At 65.0% G+C, this 19,474-nt stretch carries 20 protein-coding genes and 1 tRNA gene; 14 read left to right on the top strand and 7 right to left on the bottom strand.

From position 1 onward, the window contains the following. Window positions 1–156: 156 nt before the first annotated feature. Complete coding sequence (locus AC1RUR_RS29595) at window positions 157–1,038, top strand: DUF4339 domain-containing protein (RefSeq protein ID WP_492850613.1); 882 nt, start codon at window positions 157–159, stop codon at window positions 1,036–1,038. A 74-nt stretch (window positions 1,039–1,112) separates the two neighbouring features. Here AC1RUR_RS29595 and AC1RUR_RS29590 read toward each other — a convergent pair whose 3' ends face one another. Then, window positions 1,113–1,889 (bottom strand): IclR family transcriptional regulator, encoded by a 777-nt coding sequence (locus AC1RUR_RS29590; protein ID WP_492850611.1) that lies wholly within the window; start codon window positions 1,887–1,889, stop codon window positions 1,113–1,115. 186 nt (window positions 1,890–2,075) lie between these two features. On the opposite strand from AC1RUR_RS29590, the gene AC1RUR_RS29585 reads away from it, so the two are divergent. The 4 genes from AC1RUR_RS29585 to AC1RUR_RS29570 are packed head-to-tail and all read left to right on the top strand — an operon-like array spanning window position 2,076 to window position 7,065. Next, window positions 2,076–3,638 (top strand): acetate--CoA ligase, encoded by a 1,563-nt coding sequence (locus tag AC1RUR_RS29585; RefSeq protein ID WP_492850609.1) that lies wholly within the window; start codon window positions 2,076–2,078, stop codon window positions 3,636–3,638. A 21-nt stretch (window positions 3,639–3,659) separates the two neighbouring features. After that, window positions 3,660–4,799 carry an FAS1-like dehydratase domain-containing protein gene (locus AC1RUR_RS29580; protein ID WP_492850607.1) on the top strand — a complete coding sequence of 380 codons (1,140 nt, stop codon included), beginning with the start codon at window positions 3,660–3,662 and terminating at the stop codon, window positions 4,797–4,799. Window positions 4,800–4,823: 24 nt separating this feature from the next. Further along, the gene (locus AC1RUR_RS29575) at window positions 4,824–6,047 is read left to right on the top strand and encodes a CaiB/BaiF CoA transferase family protein (RefSeq protein WP_492850605.1); all 1,224 of its coding nucleotides are present in this window, start codon (window positions 4,824–4,826) and stop codon (window positions 6,045–6,047) included. 55 nt (window positions 6,048–6,102) lie between these two features. Next, window positions 6,103–7,065 carry a Bug family tripartite tricarboxylate transporter substrate binding protein gene (locus AC1RUR_RS29570; RefSeq protein WP_492850603.1) on the top strand — a complete coding sequence of 321 codons (963 nt, stop codon included), beginning with the start codon at window positions 6,103–6,105 and terminating at the stop codon, window positions 7,063–7,065. Between the two features lie 13 nt (window positions 7,066–7,078). On the opposite strand, the gene tesB is transcribed toward AC1RUR_RS29570, so the two are convergent. Beyond that, window positions 7,079–7,942, bottom strand: coding sequence for an acyl-CoA thioesterase II (gene tesB, locus AC1RUR_RS29565; RefSeq protein WP_492850601.1), 864 nt, complete (start codon window positions 7,940–7,942; stop codon window positions 7,079–7,081). A gap of 134 nt (window positions 7,943–8,076) precedes the next feature. Between tesB and AC1RUR_RS29560 the strand changes: the two genes are divergently transcribed. After that, window positions 8,077–9,297: a ubiquinone biosynthesis hydroxylase gene (locus AC1RUR_RS29560; protein ID WP_492850599.1), complete on the top strand. Its 1,221-nt coding sequence runs from the start codon at window positions 8,077–8,079 to the stop codon at window positions 9,295–9,297. Window positions 9,298–9,530: 233 nt separating this feature from the next. Here the strand turns inward: AC1RUR_RS29560 and AC1RUR_RS29555 are convergent, their stop codons facing one another. Together AC1RUR_RS29555 and AC1RUR_RS29550 are read right to left on the bottom strand one after the other, a co-directional pair. Further along, entirely contained in the window at window positions 9,531–9,728 is a 198-nt protein-coding gene (locus tag AC1RUR_RS29555; protein WP_011083431.1) for a Trm112 family protein, read from the bottom strand. 121 nt (window positions 9,729–9,849) lie between these two features. Next, window positions 9,850–10,380, bottom strand: a complete 531-nt coding sequence (locus tag AC1RUR_RS29550) for a TetR/AcrR family transcriptional regulator (protein WP_492850597.1) — start codon at window positions 10,378–10,380, stop codon at window positions 9,850–9,852. 93 nt (window positions 10,381–10,473) lie between these two features. On the opposite strand from AC1RUR_RS29550, the gene AC1RUR_RS29545 reads away from it, so the two are divergent. From AC1RUR_RS29545 to AC1RUR_RS29530, 4 genes are all read left to right on the top strand, one after another. Continuing rightward, window positions 10,474–10,824, top strand: coding sequence for a hypothetical protein (locus AC1RUR_RS29545; RefSeq protein WP_492850595.1), 351 nt, complete (start codon window positions 10,474–10,476; stop codon window positions 10,822–10,824). A 63-nt stretch (window positions 10,825–10,887) separates the two neighbouring features. Continuing rightward, window positions 10,888–11,739: an SDR family oxidoreductase gene (locus AC1RUR_RS29540; protein ID WP_492850593.1), complete on the top strand. Its 852-nt coding sequence runs from the start codon at window positions 10,888–10,890 to the stop codon at window positions 11,737–11,739. A gap of 186 nt (window positions 11,740–11,925) precedes the next feature. Next, entirely contained in the window at window positions 11,926–12,204 is a 279-nt protein-coding gene (locus tag AC1RUR_RS29535; protein WP_247352511.1) for a PepSY domain-containing protein, read from the top strand. Between the two features lie 34 nt (window positions 12,205–12,238). Beyond that, window positions 12,239–12,832, top strand: coding sequence for a cytochrome b/b6 domain-containing protein (locus AC1RUR_RS29530; protein WP_492850590.1), 594 nt, complete (start codon window positions 12,239–12,241; stop codon window positions 12,830–12,832). Window positions 12,833–12,948: 116 nt separating this feature from the next. Here AC1RUR_RS29530 and AC1RUR_RS29525 read toward each other — a convergent pair whose 3' ends face one another. Both AC1RUR_RS29525 and trxA read right to left on the bottom strand, forming a co-directional pair. Beyond that, on the bottom strand, window positions 12,949–13,626 hold the full coding sequence (locus tag AC1RUR_RS29525; RefSeq protein ID WP_492850588.1) for an LON peptidase substrate-binding domain-containing protein: 678 nt from the start codon (window positions 13,624–13,626) through the stop codon (window positions 12,949–12,951). A 33-nt stretch (window positions 13,627–13,659) separates the two neighbouring features. Next, a complete protein-coding gene (gene trxA, locus AC1RUR_RS29520; protein ID WP_492850586.1) occupies window positions 13,660–14,583 on the bottom strand; it encodes a thioredoxin in 924 nt (307 codons plus the stop codon). Between the two features lie 275 nt (window positions 14,584–14,858). Between trxA and AC1RUR_RS29515 the strand changes: the two genes are divergently transcribed. The 4 genes from AC1RUR_RS29515 (at window position 14,859) to AC1RUR_RS29500 (ending at window position 18,429) form a co-directional block, all read left to right on the top strand. After that, a tRNA-Gly gene (locus tag AC1RUR_RS29515) sits at window positions 14,859–14,933 on the top strand. A gap of 76 nt (window positions 14,934–15,009) precedes the next feature. Next, a complete protein-coding gene (locus AC1RUR_RS29510) occupies window positions 15,010–15,996 on the top strand; it encodes an NAD-dependent epimerase/dehydratase family protein (protein ID WP_492850584.1) in 987 nt (328 codons plus the stop codon). 382 nt (window positions 15,997–16,378) lie between these two features. Beyond that, on the top strand, window positions 16,379–17,647 hold the full coding sequence (locus AC1RUR_RS29505; RefSeq protein WP_492850582.1) for a PQQ-dependent sugar dehydrogenase: 1,269 nt from the start codon (window positions 16,379–16,381) through the stop codon (window positions 17,645–17,647). A 188-nt stretch (window positions 17,648–17,835) separates the two neighbouring features. Beyond that, window positions 17,836–18,429, top strand: a complete 594-nt coding sequence (locus AC1RUR_RS29500) for a c-type cytochrome (RefSeq protein WP_492850577.1) — start codon at window positions 17,836–17,838, stop codon at window positions 18,427–18,429. Between the two features lie 60 nt (window positions 18,430–18,489). Here the strand turns inward: AC1RUR_RS29500 and panE are convergent, their stop codons facing one another. Continuing rightward, on the bottom strand, window positions 18,490–19,413 hold the full coding sequence (gene panE, locus AC1RUR_RS29495) for a 2-dehydropantoate 2-reductase (RefSeq protein ID WP_492850575.1): 924 nt from the start codon (window positions 19,411–19,413) through the stop codon (window positions 18,490–18,492). Between the last annotated feature and the right edge of the window lie 61 nt (window positions 19,414–19,474).

Raw genomic sequence — 19,474 nt, 5'->3', positions numbered from 1 at the left:
AAAAAAGTTGCAGGTTGAAGCGGAAAAACGTTTGGGCGTGTGAACGGCCGCCTCTGTACAGGGCAGCCGTTCATCCTTCACAATGCATTTTTGGCATGGATGCGGTGAACCGAAGCGTCCCGGCCGGTACAAAAGTATGTTCGAGGGGGACGCTTCATGGCGAGTTGGTTCTACGCATCCGAGGGCAAGCAACAGGGGCCCTTTCCGGAAGGGCAATTCCGCGATCTGATCGCCCAAGGCGTCGTGCGCCCCGATACGCTGGTGTGGACCGAAGGCATGGCCGGCTGGCAGAAGGCTGCCGAGATCCCCGGCCTGGTCGGCGGCGGCGCGTCGCCGATGATTCCAGGCGGCGGGCCCCCGGCGATGGGCGCCGGTGGTTACGCTGGCGCGGCCAGCGGCGGATCACTCGCCGTCGATTTCGGCATCCTCGAGTTCACCTGGCGCACGCTCGCGCTCGTGATCGGCTCGTGCTTTGTCATTCCGGTGCCGTGGCTGTTCGTCTGGTACACGAAATGGATCGTACCCTGCGTCAAGGTCCCCGGGCGACCCAACCTCAGCTTCACCGGCAATGCGATGACGCTGGTGCCCTGGTTTTTCGGCTTCATCGTTCTGGCGATCGCGCTCGGCTTCGTCGGCAGCCAGTTGCTGAGCAATCTGCTCTTCATCGTCCAGATCGTGCTCTACTGGCTGCTGATCAAATGGATGGTCGCGAACCTCGCCTCCAATGGGCAGGCTCTCGGCCTCGGCTTCTCCGGTTCGGTCTGGGCCTATATCGGCTGGAATCTGCTGTTCGCGATCTCGATCATCACCATCATCGGCTGGGCCTGGGTCGCCGCGGCCCAGATGCGCTGGTTCTGCCGCAGCATCGAAGGCACGCGTCGCGAGATCGTCTTCAAGGGCAGCGGTCTCGAGATTCTCTGGCGCGGAATCGTGGCCGCGATCCTGGCCAGCCTCATCATCCCGATCCCGTGGGTGTATCGCTGGATCATGAACTGGTTCGCGTCGCAGACCGAGCTCGCTCCGCGCGGCGCGCTCTAAGCATGGTCCGGTAAGCCATAAGCGCGACTTATCGCGCTTATGGCGATCAGGCTCGTTGAGCGCAGCGCGATCTCTCAGGCGTGAATCGCCAGCTGTGGGGCGATCGCTTCCGCAACCGCGCGCATGTCGCGCGCCAGCGCCAGCGAGTTTGGGCGGTCGAGCTGGCTGCCGAGGCCGACGGCCGCGATCGTGTGCGAGATCGTTCCCTTCGCGTTCAGGACGGGCACGGCGACGATCGTTACGCCGGCGATGTAATTGCCGCGATCGATGCTGAACCCCTGCTTGCGCACCTGGTCGACTTCCTTGCGCCAGGTCTCGTAAGTCGGCGCGTTGTGCCAGCGCAGCAGACGAAAACGCTTCTCGATCTCCTTCTCCGGCTGGCCGCTGAAGGCGGCGACGCAGCGGCCCGTGGCGCTGATCAACGCCGGAAAACGGCTGCCGATGTCGACGTGAAGCCGCACCGGCGCCTGGCTGCGGGCCAGGGCGACGACGATCATGTTGTCCAGATCCGGCACCTCGACGCCGATCGCCATGACGCCATAGCGGTTCGAGATCTCCTCGAGCTTCGGCCGCATCAGGCTTGGAAAATCGGCGTTCTCGAGCACGGCGCGCGCCAGCGGCAGCATGCCGACGCCGAGGCTATAGCGCTTGGTCTGCGGATCGACCTCCAGCAGATCTTCCGCCAGCAGCGCCCGCACGATGTGCAGCGCCGTGCTCGGCACCAGGTCGAGACTCTCCGCAATCGCCTTGAGACTCTGCGGCGTGGCACTGCGACTGAGCAGGCGGAGGATGGCGACGGCGCGCGTGACCGCGGGGACGGCACGGACGCGGGGTGATTTGGCATTCGGCATGATCGTATCGGTACAACAGCGGCCGGAGCGCAACAACACCGTCGCGTCGCGGCGGCGCCAGCATTGCCTTGATCTGCGCGCCCGCCACGCCCGCAAGGCCGGCTCCGCTGCGGCTCGTGTTTAATTGTCTATATACAATTGATAGTGCTATTTGACAATTAGCGCGCCGTCGGTATCTTGCTGGCCATGACCAAGCTGACCGACTACACAAGCTACGCGGCCGCACAGACGATCTTCTCCCCCGAGAAGCTCTGGGAATTGTTCGACGGGACCCGCGCGCAGCTGAACATCGCGCATGAATGCATCGACCGGCACGCCGGCCGCTCCAACCCTGCCGTGATCGTCATCCGCGCGGACGGGCCGGACGAGGTACTCAGCTTTACCGAGCTCGCCGAAGCTTCTTCCCGCTTCGCGCATGATCTGGTGAGCAGAGGCATCGGGGCCGGCGATCGTGTTGCGATCATGCTCGAGCCTTCGCGCGCCTTCTACGTGACAGTGTTCGGCACCATGAAGGCCGGCGCCATCGCCGTGCCGCTGTTCACGCTGTTCGGACCCGACGGCGTCAAGCTGCGCGTCGACGACTGCAAGCCGCGGCTGATCGTGACCAACGCCGAGAAGGCGCCGCTTCTCGCCGGGATCGGCACCGAGGTCGTGGTCGCCGATGATGCGTTCCTGGACGGGCTGCAACGCTTCGCGCCGCACTTCACCCCGGATACGGCGGCCGATGCGATGGCCCTGTTTCAATATACGTCGGGCACGACGCGCGAATTGCCCGAAGCGGTCAAGCACACGCATCGCTCGATCGTCACGTTGATGGTCGCAGCATTGTACGGCACCGGTCTGCGCCCGGGCGATCGGTTCATCTGCCCGTCATCGCCGGCCTGGGGACACGGGCTCTGGCACGGCACGCTGGCGCCGCTGGCGCTCGGCATCACCATCGGGGCCTATGCCGGCAAGTTCAATCCGGAGCGGCTGCTGGCCGCGCTCGAACAGCATCGCTTCACCAACATCTCCGCGGCCGCCACGCATTATCGCATGATGCGCAACTCCGGCGCCGCACAGCGCTACCGCTATTCACTCGAAAAAATGTCGTTCACCGGCGAGCCGATCGACAGCGAGACGGCGACCTTCATCAGCGAAACCTTCGGCCATCAGGTGTGCAGCATGTACGGCACCACCGAGATCGGCGTGATCCTGGTGAGCTATCCCGGCGCGCGCGATTTCACCGTCAAGCCGGGCTCGCTCGGCAAGCCGATCCCCGGTGGCCGCGTCGAGGTGCAGGACGCCGAAGGCAAGCCCTGCGCGCCCGGCGTGACCGGCGAGCTGAAGGTCTGGCGCCGCGGCGAGTGGATCGCGACCAAGGACCTCGGGCGCATCGACGAGGACGGCTATTTCCATCACGGTGGCCGGGCCGATGACGTCATCATCTCCGCCGGCTGGACCATGAGCGCGGTCGAGATCGAGGATGCGATCCTGAAGCATCCGCAGGTGCGCGAGGCCGCAGCCATCGGCGTCCCCGACCCCTTGCGTGGGCAGGTGGTCAAGGCCTTCGTTGTCACCGACCGGCCGGGCGATGCGTCCTTCGAGCACGAGATCCAGGACGTCGTGCGCCAGCGTCTCAGCCACCACGAATATCCGCGTCTCGTCAGCTTCGTCACGGAGTTGCCCAAGACGCCGGCCGGCAAGGTCAACCGCAAGGTGCTGCGCGACCGCGAGCAGGCCGTCAAACAATCAGAAGCCACGAATTAGAGCAAAAGGAAGGAACGTCACATGCTGGACAAGACCGAAACCAGATTTCCGAAGATCACCGAAGAAGGCCTCGACGATCTGCGCAAGCGCATCGGCGTCGCGATCGGCGTCACCGCCGAACCCTGGTGCTACGAGGCGACGCGCGACAACATCCGTCACTACGCGCACGGTATCGGCGACGACAATCCGCTCTGGTGCGATCCCGACTACGCCGCCAAGTCCGCTTACGGCGGCATCATCGCGCTGCCGAGCTTTCTGTTCAGCACCAGCCGCATCGTGTCGGGCTATGTCGGCGGGATGCCCGGCGTCCACGCCATGTGGTCGGGCGCGGACTGGACCTGGCACAAGGCGGTCAGGCGCAACGACGTGATTTCGACCGAAGCGAAGCTGAAGGATCTCGTCGAGCATCAGACCCGCTTTGCCGGTCGCGCGATCCAGCAGACCTATCACGTCGACTTCTTCAACCAGCAGGGCGACCTCGTCGCAGAGGCGGACAGCTGGTGCTTCCGCACCGAGCGCGACCACGCGCGTGACCAGGGCACCAAGTACAAGGAGGTCAAGGCCCGCGCGCCGCGCCGCTACAGCGAGGAGGAACTCGCCGCGGCCTACAAGCACTACGCCGACGAGCGGATTCAGGGTTCGCGCAAGCGCTACTGGCAGGACGTCACCGAGGGCGAGCCGCTGCCGGTGATGCTGAAGGGCCCGATGACGGTGACCGGTTTCATCGCCTATGCCCAGGGCTGGGGCGGTCTCTACATCCGCGCCAACAAGCTTGCCTGGAAGCTGCAGGACGCCCATCGCGGCCTCGGCATTCCGAACCGCTTCGGCATCCCCGACTGTCCGGAGCGCGTGCACTGGGAAGAGGAATTCGCGCTCGAGGTCGGCGCGCCTGGCGCCTATGATTACGGTCCGGAGCGCTGCTCCTGGCTCACCCACCACCTCACCAACTGGATGGGCGATGACGGTTTCCTGCGCCGCGCCACCTGCAAGATCCGCCGCCACAATCCCGAGGGCGACATCCTGTTCATCAAGGGCAAGGTGAAGCGCAAGTTCATCGAGAACGGCCGGCATCTCGTCGAGATCGAACAGGAAGCGCGCAACCAGGACGACGAGCTCTCCGTGCTCGGAACCGGCATCGTCGAATTGCCAAGCCGGACCTGACAACGACCAACCGGGCCGATGAGCATGCCCACACCTGATCTCACGCGCGGCGCGGTGACCGGCCTCAAGGTCGTTGATCTGTCGCGCGTGCTGGCGGGGCCGCTGTGCACGCAGATGCTGGCCGATCATGGCGCCGAGATCGTCAAGATCGAGCCGCCGTCGGGCGACGAGACCCGTGGTCTCGGACCGCCCTTCGATGCGGCGGGACAGGCGGCGTATTTCGGCGCCGTCAATCGCGGCAAGCGCGGTATGGCGCTCGACCTGTCGCGTGCCGAGGGGCGCGCGGTGCTCGAGGCGCTGTTGAAGGATGCCGACGTGCTGGTGGAGAATTTCCTGCCTGGCACGATGGAGCGCTGGGGGCTCGGCTACGAGGCCGATTTGTCCGCGCGTTTTCCGCGCTTGATCTACTGCGCCATCTCGGGCTTCGGCGCCGACGGGCCGCTCGGCGGCCTGCCCGGCTACGATGCGGTGCTCCAGGCCATGTGCGGCCTGATGAGCATCAACGGCACCCAGGACGCAGGTCCCACGCGCGTCGGTGTGCCCATCGTCGACTACGTCACCGGCTACAATGCGCTCACGGGCGTCTTGCTCGCGCTCGCGGCGCGCGAACGGACCGGACAGGGGCAGCGCGTCGAGGTGACGCTGTTCGACACCGCACTCGGCCTGCTGGTGCCGCATGCGGCGAACTGGATCTGCTCAGGGACTGTGCCCGGCCGGCTCGGCAGCGCCCATCCCAACATCGCGCCCTATGACAAGTTCGCGGCGGCCGACGGCGAGATCTTTCTCGGCATCCTCAATGACGGCCAGTTCCGCCGCTTCTGCCAGAAGGTGAAACGCGGCGATTTGCTGGACGATCCGCGTTTTCGGACCAACGCCGATCGGCTCCGTCACGTCGCAGCGCTTCGCAGCGAGCTGGAGCGCACGCTGGCCGGCTTCAAGTCGGAGGCGCTTTGCCGCGAGCTGATGCAGGTCGGCGTTCCCGCAGGTGCGGTCAACACCGTGCAGCAGGCGTTCGCGCAACCCCATGTCGCTCACCGCGAGATGCTGGTCGAAAGCGAGGGCCATCGCGCGCCCGGCATTCCCGTCAAGCTCGCACAGACGCCCGGCAGCGCTGCGCGTCGGCCGCCCCGCTTTGGTGAACATGCCCGCGAAATTCTGGTGGATGCCGGTTTTGACGAGGCGATGATCGATGGCCTGATCGAAGCCGGAGTGGTCGCGCCACCAGGGAAGGACACCGCACAACGATAAGAAGGCTACCCAACAAGAAGACAATCAAGACAAAATATAACGAGAGGAAACGATCATGCTGAGATCCGCGAGATGGGCCGTGGGATTGCTGGCCCTGCTATGGAGTTGCGCGAGCCTTGCGCAAACCTATCCGACGAGGCCCGTGAGGATCATCGTTCCCTATCAGGCGGGCCAGGGCACCGACGTCGTGGCGCGATACCTCGCCGACCATCTGTCGCGGACGCTGGGCCAGCGCTTCTATGTCGAGAACAAGCCCGGTGCCGGCGGCAATATCGGGACCGAGCAGGCGGCGCATTCGGACCCCGACGGCTATACGCTGCTGATGGGCACCAACGCCACCCAGACCATGAACGAGTTCATGTACCCCTCGCTGGGCTTTGCGCCGGAGAAGGATTTTGCCCCGATCATCCTGGTGGGCAAGCTGCCGCTGGTGATCTCGGCCAGCCCGTCGTTCGCCGGCAATAATGTCGCCGATCTGATCGCCGCCGCCAAGGCGAAGCCCGACCGGATCGACATTGCCCTGCCGAGCACGACGGCGCGTGTCATCTTCGAGTTTCTCAAGGAGACGACCGGCGCGCCGGTGTTCGGCGTTCCCTACAAGGGATCGGCAACGGCGATGACCGACGTGCTTGGCGGGCAGGTGCCGCTGCTCATCGACACGGTCACGGCGGTGCGCAGCCAGATCGCCGACGGCAAGCTGAAGGCGCTCGGCATCACCGTGCTGAAGCCGAGCGAACTTTTGCCGGGCGTCAAGCCCATCGCCGAGCAGGGCGTGCCTGATTTCGAGATGGCGGGATGGAATGCCTTTTACGCGCCGCGCGACACGCCGCCGGCCGTCATCGAGCTCCTGAACGGCGAGTTCGCCAAGGCGCTGGCCCTGCCCGAGACGCGGAAGCGGCTGCAGGAGCTGGGATTTGATCCGGCCGGCGGCACGCCGACGGACCTCGCCCGCTTCGAGACGCAGGAGCGCCTCAAATGGGGACCGGTGATCAAGGCGACGGGTCTGCAGGGCGGCTGACGGCCTGTCGCGGCTAGGCTTTGCGCTCGCGCACCGAGCCTTCCTGCGCGACAGACGCCACCAGCGTGCCGTCGGGTTTGAAGATCAGCCCGCGGCTCAAGCCGCGGCCGCCTTGCGCGCTCGGCGAATCCTGCGCGTAGAGCAGCCATTCGTCGGCGCGGAACGGGCGGTGGAACCACATCGCGTGATCGAGGCTCGCCGGCATCATGCGCTTGTCGAACAGTGTGCGGCCGTAGCGCGCCATGATGGCGTCGAGCAGCGAGAAGTCCGACGCATAAGCGAGCGCGCACAGATGCAGCGCGGGATCGTCGGGAAGCTTTGCGGCGGTGCGGATCCAGATGTTGATGCGCCCGTCGTCGACCTTCTGACCGAAATAGCGGCCGATCTCGACCGGACGCAGTTCGATCGGACGATCCATTTCATAGTAGCGGCGGATGAACTCCGGCATCTCCTTGAACAGCGGCTGCTTTGCAACCTCCTCCGCGGTCAGCTTTTCCGGCGGCGGCACGTCAGGCATCTTGTCCTGGTGATCGAAGGCGCTCGCTTCCTCGGCATGGAACGAGACCATGATCGAGAAGATCGCGTTGCCATGCTGGATCGCGGTGACGCGGCGGGTCGAATAGCTCTTGCCGTCGCGCAGCCGTTCGACCTGGTAGATGATCGGAACCTTGGGGTCACCCGGCAGGATGAAATAGCAATGCAGCGAATGCGGCAGGCGCCCCTCGACGGTGCGGCAGGCCGCGACCATCGCCTGCCCGATCACTTGGCCGCCGAACACCCGCTGCCAGTCCGTCTTCGGGCTGTTGCCGCGGAACAGGTTCACCTCGAGCTGTTCGAGGTCGAGGATCGATATGAGGTCGAACAGGCTCTTGGACATCGGTGAACTTTCTTGCCGTCCTTCCGGGGAATGCTCCGGAATGACACAATGGGGGCCTCCGCCCTTGTTTCACCGCACTGTTTCGCCCACCTCAAGTCTGCTAGCAAGACCAAGAGTTGGCCGGGAAAGTTGGTATGTCGGTACAGGGTAGCATTGTCATTGGCGGCGGCGCGTTTGCGGGCCTGGCACTGGCGTTGGCGCTTCGCCAGGGGCTCGGGCCGGAGATTCCCGTCATCGTCGCCGACCCCGCGCTCGGCACGAGGCCGAGCCGGGACCCGCGCGCCACCGCGATCGTGGCCGCCTGTCGCCGCCTGTTCGAGGCGATCGGCGCCTGGGACGACGTCAGGGCCGAGGCCCAGCCGATCCTCGACATGGTCGTCACCGATTCCAAGCTGGAAGACGCCACGCGTCCGGTGTTCCTGAACTTCGCCGGCGATGTCGCGCCGGGCGAGCCCTTTGCCCACATGGTCGAGAACCGCCGCCTGATCGATGCGCTGGTCGTGCGCGCCGAGGCCGAGGGCATTGATCTGCGCGCCACCACGGTTGCGTCCTACGACGCGCGCGCAGAAGGCATCGACGTGACGCTCGGCGACGGCAGCGTGATCGCGGCGAGCCTCTTGGTCGCCGCCGACGGCGCGCGGTCAAAACTGCGCGAGCGCGCCGGCATCGCCACCCATGGCTGGGAGTACGACCAGTCCGGCATCGTCGTCACCGTCGGCCACGAGCGTGATCACGAAGGCCGCGCCGAAGAGCACTTCCTGCCCGCAGGCCCCTTCGCGATCCTGCCGCTCTCGGGCAAGCGCTCCTCGCTGGTGTGGACGGAGCGCCGCGCCGAGGCCGCGCGCATCATCGCGCTCAGTGACGACGAGTTTCACAGCGAGCTCGAGCAGCGATTTGGCCTGCATCTCGGTGAGGTCAAGGCGCTCGACAAGCCGCGCGCGTTTCCGCTGTCCTATTTCGTGGCGCGCTCCTTCATCGCCGAGCGCCTCGCGCTGGTCGGCGATGCCGCCCATGTCATTCACCCCATTGCGGGCCAGGGCCTCAACATGGGGCTGAAGGACGTCGCAGCATTGGCCGAGGTCGTCGTCGATGCCGCGCGGCTCGGCATGGATCTCGGCGGCGCTGACGTGCTCGAACGCTATCAGCGCTGGCGCCGCTTCGACACCATGGCGATGGGCGTTGCCACCAACTCGCTCAACTTCCTGTTCTCCAACCAGTCGACGTTGCTGCGCACGGTGCGCGACATCGGCCTCGGCCTCGTCGACCGCGCCCCGCCGCTGAAGAATCTGTTCATCCGCCAGGCCGCCGGACTCACCGGCGAGGTGCCGCGGTTGTTGAAGGGCGAGGCGTTGTAGGAAAATGTCGCCGCTCTAAACTCCGCTCGTCGTCCCGGACAAGCGCGCCCCAAGCGCGCGCAGATCCGGGACCCATACGCCGCAGCAAGAGTTTTGCGAAGACTCCGGGTTACCAGCTTCGCGCCATAACCACTCCCTGTGGTTATGGGTCCCGGCCCCCGTGCGCAATTGCGCACTAGGCCGGGACGACGTCGAAGTTGTTGCGCGGTTATCGCGCAGCAACGGCGACCGCCTCAATCGATCTTCCGCGCCTCTTCCGGCAGCATGATCGGAATGCCGTCGCGGATCGGATAAGCCAGCTTGGCGCTGCGCGAGATCAGTTCCTGCTTGGCGGAATCGAACTCCAGCGGACCCTTGGTCAGCGGGCAGACCAGAATCTCCAGCAATTTGGGATCGACACTGGTCTCGGGGCGTTCGGTGGGCGCGTTCATCGTGGTCTCCGGCGATCGGCTGCCTCTAGCACAGAAACTCGCGGCCGCCCATCGGGTTGGCAGAAGCGTTTTCGAGCGAGGTGGCACCGGTTCGCGTCAAGAAACCGTGTCAAAATAAAATCTAAGCTGAGACCATTTGCAGGATCTCGTCGAGCAGGCCCTGGAGCCGTGCCGCCGGCACCGGCGTGCCCGACAGGGCGAAGCCGAGAAACGTCCAATAGAGGATCTGCGCGCGGGCCTGCGCTGTCGCCGGCGCGAGCGCGCGCTTGTCCAGGAGCTGCTCGATATAGTCGATCCTGCGGCGGTCGATCGCGCGGACCGCGCCTTGCGCGGCGGCATCGAATGCCGCCCAGTTGCGCACCGCGCGCTCCAGGTCGAGTCGCGCGCCGAAGGACCTGCGCAGCAGGGCCTTGAGCGGCTCGTCGCTGGTGGCTTCGACATCGGCGATGATCTGCTCCGCCGCGATCTCGCGCCAGCGCTTCAGAACCGCGGCGTGGAACGCGCCGAGATCGGCGAAATGCCAATAGAAGCTGCCGCGCGAGACGCCCATGGCCTTCGCCAGCGGGTCGGCCTTCAGCGCGGTAAAGCCGTTTTTCGCGAGCGCCTTCAGGCCCTGTCTGGTCCAGTCGTCTGCGGAGAGCTGCTCGGTCATGTCGGGTTCCGGAATCAGGCCATACAGTACTGTATTGACAAGCGGCAGGCCAGCGCCTATCTCCTCCATACACAACTGTATGGAGACTCGGTGATGCGCGATCTTCTGCTCCAATGCGCCGGCCTCGCCACCATCGCCGTTGCCGCCATCCACGGCATTCTCGGCGAGACCAAAGTCTTCGCCCGCGCCCATATCGAGCCGGAGCGGCTGCGCACCCTGATCCGCCTGGTCTGGCAAACCTCGACCGTCGCCTGGATCGGCGGCGGCGTTCTCCTGCTCGCAACGCCCTGGATGGCATCGGAGCCGGCGCGCCACTGGATCGTCGTCACCATGGCGTGCGTGTTCGGCTTCGCGGCCTTCGCCAATGCCTGGGCCACGCGCGGCCGGCATTTCGGCTGGATGGCGCTCAGCGCGGTCGTCGCGCTGGCGGTTGCGGGCTATTGAGCCTCGCCACGATCACCTGCTCGCCAGGACGAACGGCGGGCCGTTACCGATGGAGCTTCAGGCATGGCTCTCACACTCGTCACCGGGGGCACAGGCCATCTTGGCCGGGATATCGTCGATCGTCTCGTTCACGACGGACGTCACGTCCGGGTGTTCGCGCGATCGCCGGGCACGCGATCGGACGTCGAATGGGCGACCGGCGATCTCACGACGGGTGCAGGGTTGCCGGACGCGCTCGATGACGTCGATACCGTCATCAACGCGGCGACCTGTTCGCCGATCGCGCGGCGCGGCGGCATTCGCCCGACGGATTTCTTCACGTCGCCCTCCGCCGTGGACGTCGAGGGCACCGCGCGGCTGCTGTCATGCTGCGGGCAGGCCAGGGTGCGGCACTTCCTCCACGTCTCGATCGTCGGGCTCGATGAGGCCACCCTGCCCTACGCGCGGGTCAAGCTTGCCGGCGAACGGCTGGTGCGTGCGTCGGCTCTGTCCTGGTCGGTGGTTCGCGCAACGCCGTTCTACTATCTGCTCGACAGGCTGCTCGCGGGCTTCGCCTGGCTTCCGGTGTGGCCGGCGCCGACGACGCTGCTCAATCCCGTCGATACGTCTGACGTCGCCGACCACGTCGTGGCCTGCGCCTTCGACGGGATGCGTGGCGAGCGCGCAGAGATAGGCGGTCCCGAAGATCTCGCGCTTGTCGCGCTGGCTCGCCGGTATCAGGACGCCCGGGGGCTGCATCGAAAAATCCTGCCGATGAATCTTTCGGACGCGAAGGCGCGTGGCATGGGCTTCGTCCTCAGCCAAGGTGTTCGCGGACGACTCTCCTGGGCGGATTGGCTGCAACGCAACTGTCCCGCTGCGCGACGTGCGGCCCTGGATGACCGGCCCGGCCGGCGTCGCGCTTCCGGCCCGTGAGGCGTAAGGCCGCAGCGGCCGTTCAAATGCGTGCTGCATGCGGAGAGCGCTGATCTTTTTCGGATCGTTAGAATAACTCTAAAGCGAACCGGCATCGAAGCGGATTGACTTCATCATGTGCTTTGCTTCCTTCGGTCCCGCTTCGCGGCTTCCCGCGCAGCGCTCACGACAGAGGAGGAGACGTTCGTGAAGGTTATTCGTGTTGTTGCCATTGCACTGACGATCGGGATTGGCGCGGGATCGGCCGCCATGGCCGATGGCTTCAAGGACTGCACCAAGCTCGACAAGGCGTCGTGGAAGCCGGCGAGCGAAGCCGAAGCCAAGGCCAAGGCGCTGGGCTACGAAGTGCGGCGCTCCAAGATCGAAGGCTCGTGCTATGAGGTCTACGGCGTCAAGGAGGGCAAGCTCTACGAGCTGTTCTACAGCCCGGAAGATCTCAGCCTGAAGCACACGATCGCCAAGTAGCCGGCGCAGAGCCAAGTTTGAGGGCGGTCCCGGCTTGATCGAAGAAGCGGTGCCAGAAGCGCGGGGGGCGTCCGACAGGGCCCCCGCGGATCGAACCGCATCGCGGACGATCGCAGTTTGGGACCTCCCGCTACGGCTCTGGCACTGGGCTCTCGCGGCCAGCGTTCTGGCCGCGTGGTTCACGCCCACCGTCTATGACAGACTTCACCGCATCGTCGGCTATGCGGTGCTCGGGCTCCTTGCATTCCGCCTCGTCTGGGGTTTTTGGGGAAGCCGCTATTCGCGCTTCCGCATGGTCGGCGTCAGGCTTCGCGCCGCGCCACGCTATCTCCTGAACCTGCGCCGCGGCATGACCGGCCGCTATATCGGGCTCAATCCGGCCGGCACGTTGATGCTGGTGGCGCTGCTGTTGTCGCTCGCCGTCTCGGCGATCACGGGTGCGCTGTCGGTGACGGTGACCTTCTTCGGCGTCTGGTGGATCGAGGACACCCACGCCGTCGCATCGGACGCCGTCATCGTGCTGGTCGTGCTGCACGTGTTGGGCGTGGTGCTGATGGGGCTGCTCCAGCGCGAGAACCTGATCCGCGCGATGATCACCGGACGCAAACGCATCCGGCATCATCAGTAGAGTTTTCGACGCAACACTCTCTCCTCGTCATGGCCGAGCTTGTCCCGGCCATCCACGTTCTTGTGCGCCGAAGACGTGGATGCCCGGGACAAGCCCGGGCATGACGGAGCTTGGTATCACTGCAACGGCGGATCGCCGCTGGTGCGTTTCTTGGCGAGGTCCATCTCGGTCACCGCGATCAGGATCTCGGCGCGGGTCTTGAGATCCAGGGCCTCCAGCATGGCCTGCTTTTCCGCGGGGCCATAGGGCGACATCATTGCCAGCGCGTTGACGAGCGCCTCGTTGGGCGCGCTCTCGACGCCCTCCCAGTCGACCTTGAGATTGTTGGCCTTCAGGAAGTCCGCGAGCACAGCGAGCAGCGCCTCGCGATCGACCTCGTCCTCGCCCATCCGCGCGGTGAAGTCGTCGACGTAAGCGAAGAAATCGACCTTGCATTGCCGGTAGGCGGTGAGCACCTCCAGCTCCTCGACGATCCTGAAGCGCGAGACGCCGGTGAGCTCGAGGATGTAACGGCCGTCGCCGGATTCGGCGAGCTGGGTGATGCGGCCGACGCAGCCGACGCGGAACAACGCCGGCCTGTCGGAATTTTTCGGCGAATGGGCGATGTCAGGCTGGATCATGCCGATCAGGCGATGGCCGTCGCGGAACGAGTCATCGACCATCGCGAGGTAGCGCGGCTCGAAGATGTTGAGCGGCATCTGGCCGCGCGGCAGCAGGAGCGCGCCCGGCAGCGGAAACACCGGAATGATTTCCGGGAGGTCGGCGGGCCCGCGATATTCGATGTTGATCGGCATCTGGTCCCCGCTGCCGGTGTTAGTGCCTCATCCTCACGAAAACAGGATCGTCGACAAGCGCTTGCGTCCCTCGACGGTTGCATCATCCGTGCCGCCCCAGGCCTCGAAGAACTGCACCAGCTGCTTGCGGGCGCCGTCATCGTTCCATTTGCGGTCGCGCTTGATGATCGCGAGCAGTTGCTCGGTGGCCGCAGCCCGGTTGCCTTGCGCGTTCAGCGCCGTCGCGAGATCGAATCGTGCCTGATGATCGAGCGGGTTTGCGGCGACTTTCTGTTCCAGCTCCGCCACCGGTCCGAGCTGCTCCGCCTGCTCGGCGAGGTCGATCGCGGTCTGCACCGCCTTCACCGCGGGGTCGTTGCGCTTGGATTCCGGCACCATGGCCAGCGTCTGCTTGGCCTGCTCCATCGCGCCGGAGACGGCGTAGCACTTGGCGAGGCCCGCGAGCGCCGCGATGTTGGTCGAATCGTGCGAGAGCACCTCGGCATAGATCTGCGCCGCGGCGGCGGCATCGCCCTCGGCGAGCACCGCCTCGGCCTCTTGCAGGATCTCGGCGATATTCGGCTCGCCCGGCGCCGTCACGCCCTTGGTCAGCTTTTCGATGAAGGCGTTGAGCTGGCTCTCCGGCACCGCGCCCATGAAGCCGTCGGCTGGCTGGCCGTTAACGAAGGCGATCACGGCCGGGATCGACTGGATGCCCATCTGGCCCGGGATCGCCGGATGCTGGTCGATGTTCATCTTGACCAGCTTGACCTTGCCTTTCGCCGCCCTGACCGCCTTTTCCAGCACGGGCGTGAGCTGCTTGCAGGGCCCGCACCACTCCGCCCAGAAGTCGATCAGCACCGGCTGGCGCTTCGATTCCTCGATGACGTCCTTCACGAAGGTCTGGGTGGTGGTGTCCTTGATCAGATCGGCCGCAGCCGGGCCCGCCGCGCCGTTACCCTGGTCGATGATCGTCACGGAATCCCCTCGTCTGATGTCTGGAATGGCGGGTCTTTAGCACGTCGCCAATGCATATGCTTCGCTGTCGGGTCCTAAATTGGGCCGGGACGGCCGAATTTCAATCCGTCGGAGCCGATTCGGCGGTTCCGGGGTATTTTTGGTCGATTCGGCCGCTTTCGGGGTCCATATAGGCTCCAAGATACCAATCTATGCCGCCGGTAGCTGTTGCATTCCCCTCCCGCTTTTGGCATACGACAGCCGTTGCCGGCGCAGTCATGCGACCGACACAGGATGCGGGTGTAGCTCAGTGGTAGAGCACGACCTTGCCAAGGTCGGGGTCGAGGGTTCGAGCCCCTTCGCCCGCTCCAATTTTCTCCCAAGCATCCAGCCAAACCGGGTCAGGCCGTGGTTGTCCACGCCGCTGGCGGCTGTATCGGGTTTGCAATGACAATTCTGGTCACTGGCAGCGCCGGCCACCTTGGGGAGGCCATTCTCCGCACGCTCGGCGGGCGCGGTTCAGCTGTGCGCGGTGTCGATCGGAAGCCCTCGCCCTTCACCGATGCCGTCGGCTCGATCGCCGATCCGGATTTCGTGCGGCGCCAGATGGACGGCGTCACTGCCGTGATCCACACCGCGACGCTGCACAAGCCGCATGTGGCGACTCACACCAAGCAGGATTTTATCGACACCAACGTCACCGGCACGCTCAATCTGCTCGAGGCGGCGGTGGCCGCCGGCGTGCGCAGCTTTGTCTTCACCAGCACCACCAGCGCGTTCGGCTCGCAGCTTCGGCCGGAGGCGGGACGGGCCGCGGTGTGGGTCACCGAGGACCTGCCGCCGGTGCCGAAGAACATCTACGGCACGACCAAGCTGATGGCGGAGACGCTCTGCGAGCTGTTCTTTCGCGAGCGCGGTCTGCCGGCCGTGGTCTTGCGGACCTCGCGCTTCTTTCCGGAGGACGATGACGACCCCGCGATGCGCGCGGCCTACCCGCTGGACAACGCGCAGGCCAACGAGCTGCTCTATCGCCGGCTGGATATCGCGGATGCGGTGAGCGCCCATCTGCTCGCCGTCGAGCGCGCGCCCGATATCGGCTTCGCCCGCTACATCGTCTCGGCCACGAGCCCGTTCGAGCCGCGCCATCTCGCGGCGCTGGCGCGCGACGCGGCAAGCGTGGTGCGCGCGCTCTATCCGGATTGCGAGGAGCTCTACGTCACGCGCGGCTGGCGCCTGTTTCCGCAGATCGACCGCGTCTATGTCAACGACCGTGCGCGGCGCGAATTGGGCTGGCGGCCCGAATTCGACTTCGCGCACGTGCTGCACAGCCTCCGCGATGGCCGCGATTTTCGCAGCACGCTGGCGCGCGAGGTCGGGTCGAAGGGCTATCATGGTGCGGTGTTCGACGACGGGCCGTACCCCGTCGCCTCGTAAGCGCCGCTTTTGTTGTTTTTGCTCGATGCATCAAATGTCTGCGCGCTGTCACCGGGCGCAACACGGTCCTTGCCGTTCTACTGTGCATGGGGTTGTTTTCGCGATTTTTGTGCGACCGCCCCTTCGGCTGCCTGAAAATCAGCCACGCGCCATGTTGATTCCGCGTTGCAGCGAGATCGTTGTCGCGGCCGTGCTCATGCCGAGAGAAAATCCGTCTCAATTTTTATTGAGCGCAACCGCAGTGCACGCGACGCGCTTCTCAGCGCCCGCGGATGTGCTAACATTTTTGCGTCTGCCTCTCGGCAGACTCCAAACTTCGCCTCTCGACTAGCCAAAACAAAATAACGTGCAGCCCTGACGGCTGCCATAGGGGAGTGACGCGATGACATCGATGTTCCATCGATCCGTGTTGGCGCTTGCAGCGGTTGCCCTTCTTGCCGGGACCAGCGTTGTCAATGCGCAGGACAAAAGCAAACCGCTGAAGAAATACGAGTCTGGCACCAAGGAATTCTGGACGCATCCGCCGGATGACTGGTTCCTCGGTGACGAGACCGAGGCGCAGAAGGGCCTCGCGCCGCCGTCGGGTCCGCCGACCGGCGCCTCGGACGCCGAGCTCGCGGCGATGATGAAGAAGATCAAGCTGCCGGCCGGCTTCAAGATCGAGGTCTATGCATCCGGCGTGCTCGCCGCGCGGCAGATGGCCTGGGGTGACAAGGGCACGCTGTTCGTCGGCTCGTTCGGCCTCGGCAACGTCTATGCCATCAAGGACAATGGCGGGAAGAAAGAGGTCAAGACCATCCTCAAGGGCCTGAACATGCCCACGGGTCTGGCCTTCAAGGACGGCGCGCTCTACGTCATCGCGGTCGACAAGCTGATCCGCTACGACAACGCCGAGGCCAATCTGGACAAGCTCGGCGACGGCAAGGTCGTTTATGACGACATGCCCTCCTATGCCGCGCATGGCTGGAAGTACATCGCGGTCGACAAGGAAGGCTGGTTCTATCTGCCGTTCGGACCGCCCTTCAACATCGGTGTTCCCCCGACCAGCGTGTCGCAGATCCGCCGCGTCGATCCCAAGACCGGTAACGCGGAAATCTATGCGCTCGGCGTTCGCAACTCGGTCGGCGGCGACGTCGATCCGCGCAGCGGCAAATACTGGTTCACCGAGAATGCGCGCGACTGGATCAGCGACGATCTGCCCTCAGACAAGCTGAACATGATCTCGAAGATCGGCGAGCATTTCGGCTATCCCTACTGCCACCAGGGCGACCTGCTGGATACGAAGTTCGCGATGGGCCACAAGTGCTCCGAGTTCACGCCGCCCGTGCTGAATCTCGGCGCGCATGTCGCTCCGCTCGGCATGAAGTTCTATACCGGCGATCAATTCCCCGCCGAGTACAAGAACAACATCCTGATCGCCGAGCACGGCTCCTGGAATCGTCACAAGTACCAGGGTGGCAACATCACGCGCGTGATCGTCGGGCCCGACGGCAAGAACGCCAAGAAAGAGGTGTTCGCCTCCGGCTGGATCGAGGGTGACCAGGGCTATCTCGGCCGTCCCAACGACATCATCCTCGCCAAGGACGGCTCGATCCTCGTCGCCGACGACTGGGCCGGCGCGATCTACCGCATCAGCTACAGCAAGAAGTAGCGCACGGAAGAAAACAGAGGCTGCGACCGGTGACGGCCGCAGCCTTTTTCGTGGAATCACCGTCGCTCCGGATTGCGCGCGCTTGCACGCAAGCCCGGAACACATCACCACGATTCGGGTTATGGGTTTCGGGTCCGCGACTTCGTCGCGCCCCGCAATGACGAGTCTGTCAGATCGGAATTCCCATCATGCGCCGGAACTTCGTCTCGCACGCAATCAGCGCGTTTGCGCTCCTCACGCTCGGCGCTCTCGATGCAAACGCTGCCGATGTTGCCGCCGGCAAGGCCAAGGCGGAGGTCTGCTCCGGCTGTCACGGCGAGAACGGCATCTCGCAAACCGAGAACATCCCCTCGCTGGCCGGTCAGCCGGATCAGTTTCTGCAATGGCAGCTCGTGTTCTTCCGCGCCGGCTCGCGCAAGAACGACCAGATGCAGCCGATCGTCGAGGAGATCGGCAACGAGGACATCCGCAATCTGGGGGCTTACTTTTCGCAGCTCGCTCCGCCGAAGGGATCCGAGGACAAGGACCCGGACCTGTCGAAGAAAGGCGCACAAGTGGCGACCGGCCGCCGCTGTGCATCATGCCATACCGATAGCTTCGCCGGCACCAAAGCGGTGGCGCGCCTCGCCGGCCAGCGCGAAGAATATCTCGTCAAGGCGCTGCACGACTACAAGGCCGGCCAGCGCGTCGGCGGCGGCGTCGCCGCGATGGCCGATGTCGCCTACGCGATGAGCGATGAGGAAATCACGGCAGTCGCGCATTATCTGGCGCATTTGCAGTAACGGAAGGTGTAGCTGCAAACACTACCGTCGTCCCGGCGAAGGCAGTGTGTGGGACGCGAGCTACCCCGCCCGCTGCTTCTCATACGCCTTCAGATGCGTGTAGGCGATGCGCAGCTTCGGCACCGGCACCTTGGCGGCATCGGCGCGCGCGATGAGGTCGCCGATGACGTGATCGGCTTCGACCGGCAGGCCCGCCTTGATGTCGCGGAACATCGATGCCGTCATCGGCGAGCCCTCGGCGGTGAGGTTGCCCTTCACCCGCTCGAAGAACGGCCCGCCCGGCGGGTAGCCCGACGCGGTGGCGATCGCGCTCGTTTCATCCAGCATGCCGAGCAGGAAATCCCTTCCGCCGGGCGCGGCGAGGATGTTGCCGACGGAGGTGCGCATCAGGCTGGTGCTCGCCGCGAGCGAGGACAGGAACACCCACTTCTCCCACATGTCCTGCATGATGTTCTGGCTGGCGGTGGCCCCATTGATGCCGCTCTTGAAGGCTTCGTCGATCGCCTTGACGCGATCTGACGATTGTCCGTTGCGTTCGCCATAGGTGATCGCCTGCATCGGCTGGAGCTGCACCACCTCGCGCTTCTCGTTCAAGGTCGCGGCGATGGCGCAGAGCCCGCCGAGCACGCGCTCCTGGCCGAATCTGGCATCGAGCGTGTCGAGATGCTTCATGCCGTTGAGCATGGGAATGATCGCGGTGTTCGGGCCGACCGCGGCCGCGAACGACTTGATGGCGTCGTCGAGGTCGAACGCCTTGCAGCTCAGCAGCACGACGTCGAACTTGTCCTTGAGCGCGTCGGCCTGCACGGTCGGCGCGTTCTTCAGCGTCACATCGCCGTTCGGGCTCTTGATGACGAGACCGTCGCTCGCGAGCTCGCCGGCGCGGCGCGGCCGGACCAGGAAGGTGACGTCGCGGCCGGCCTGCAACAGCCTGCCACCAAAATAGCCGCCGATGGCGCCGGCGCCGACCACGAGGATGCGCATTGCAGAACTCCGCTTTATTATTGGCGAATGGCGAATAGGGAGTAGCGAATAGTTGGCGGGA

The organism is Bradyrhizobium sp. GW821-FHT12B03, from assembly GCF_058807535.1.
Note: the sequence above shows the minus strand (reverse complement) of the source record. Positions and strands in the feature narration are given on the sequence as shown.

Excerpts from the sequence above, each read along its gene's own strand:
- AC1RUR_RS29540 (WP_492850593.1), top strand. The coding sequence starts at position 10,888 with ATGGCTCTCACACTCGTCACCGGGGGCACAGGCCATCTTGGCCGGGAT.
- AC1RUR_RS29575 (WP_492850605.1), top strand. The coding sequence starts at position 4,824 with ATGCCCACACCTGATCTCACGCGCGGCGCGGTGACCGGCCTCAAGGTC.
- AC1RUR_RS29560 (WP_492850599.1), top strand. The coding sequence starts at position 8,077 with ATGTCGGTACAGGGTAGCATTGTCATTGGCGGCGGCGCGTTTGCGGGC.
- AC1RUR_RS29585 (WP_492850609.1), top strand. The coding sequence starts at position 2,076 with ATGACCAAGCTGACCGACTACACAAGCTACGCGGCCGCACAGACGATC.
- AC1RUR_RS29545 (WP_492850595.1), top strand. The coding sequence starts at position 10,474 with ATGCGCGATCTTCTGCTCCAATGCGCCGGCCTCGCCACCATCGCCGTT.
- AC1RUR_RS29500 (WP_492850577.1), top strand. The coding sequence starts at position 17,836 with ATGCGCCGGAACTTCGTCTCGCACGCAATCAGCGCGTTTGCGCTCCTC.
- tesB (WP_492850601.1), bottom strand. The coding sequence starts at position 7,942 with ATGTCCAAGAGCCTGTTCGACCTCATATCGATCCTCGACCTCGAACAG.
- AC1RUR_RS29505 (WP_492850582.1), top strand. The coding sequence starts at position 16,379 with ATGACATCGATGTTCCATCGATCCGTGTTGGCGCTTGCAGCGGTTGCC.
- AC1RUR_RS29550 (WP_492850597.1), bottom strand. The coding sequence starts at position 10,380 with ATGACCGAGCAGCTCTCCGCAGACGACTGGACCAGACAGGGCCTGAAG.
- AC1RUR_RS29570 (WP_492850603.1), top strand. The coding sequence starts at position 6,103 with ATGCTGAGATCCGCGAGATGGGCCGTGGGATTGCTGGCCCTGCTATGG.
- panE (WP_492850575.1), bottom strand. The coding sequence starts at position 19,413 with ATGCGCATCCTCGTGGTCGGCGCCGGCGCCATCGGCGGCTATTTTGGT.
- AC1RUR_RS29595 (WP_492850613.1), top strand. The coding sequence starts at position 157 with ATGGCGAGTTGGTTCTACGCATCCGAGGGCAAGCAACAGGGGCCCTTT.
- AC1RUR_RS29555 (WP_011083431.1), bottom strand. The coding sequence starts at position 9,728 with ATGAACGCGCCCACCGAACGCCCCGAGACCAGTGTCGATCCCAAATTG.
- AC1RUR_RS29590 (WP_492850611.1), bottom strand. The coding sequence starts at position 1,889 with ATGCCGAATGCCAAATCACCCCGCGTCCGTGCCGTCCCCGCGGTCACG.
- AC1RUR_RS29525 (WP_492850588.1), bottom strand. The coding sequence starts at position 13,626 with ATGCCGATCAACATCGAATATCGCGGGCCCGCCGACCTCCCGGAAATC.
- AC1RUR_RS29510 (WP_492850584.1), top strand. The coding sequence starts at position 15,010 with ATGACAATTCTGGTCACTGGCAGCGCCGGCCACCTTGGGGAGGCCATT.
- AC1RUR_RS29580 (WP_492850607.1), top strand. The coding sequence starts at position 3,660 with ATGCTGGACAAGACCGAAACCAGATTTCCGAAGATCACCGAAGAAGGC.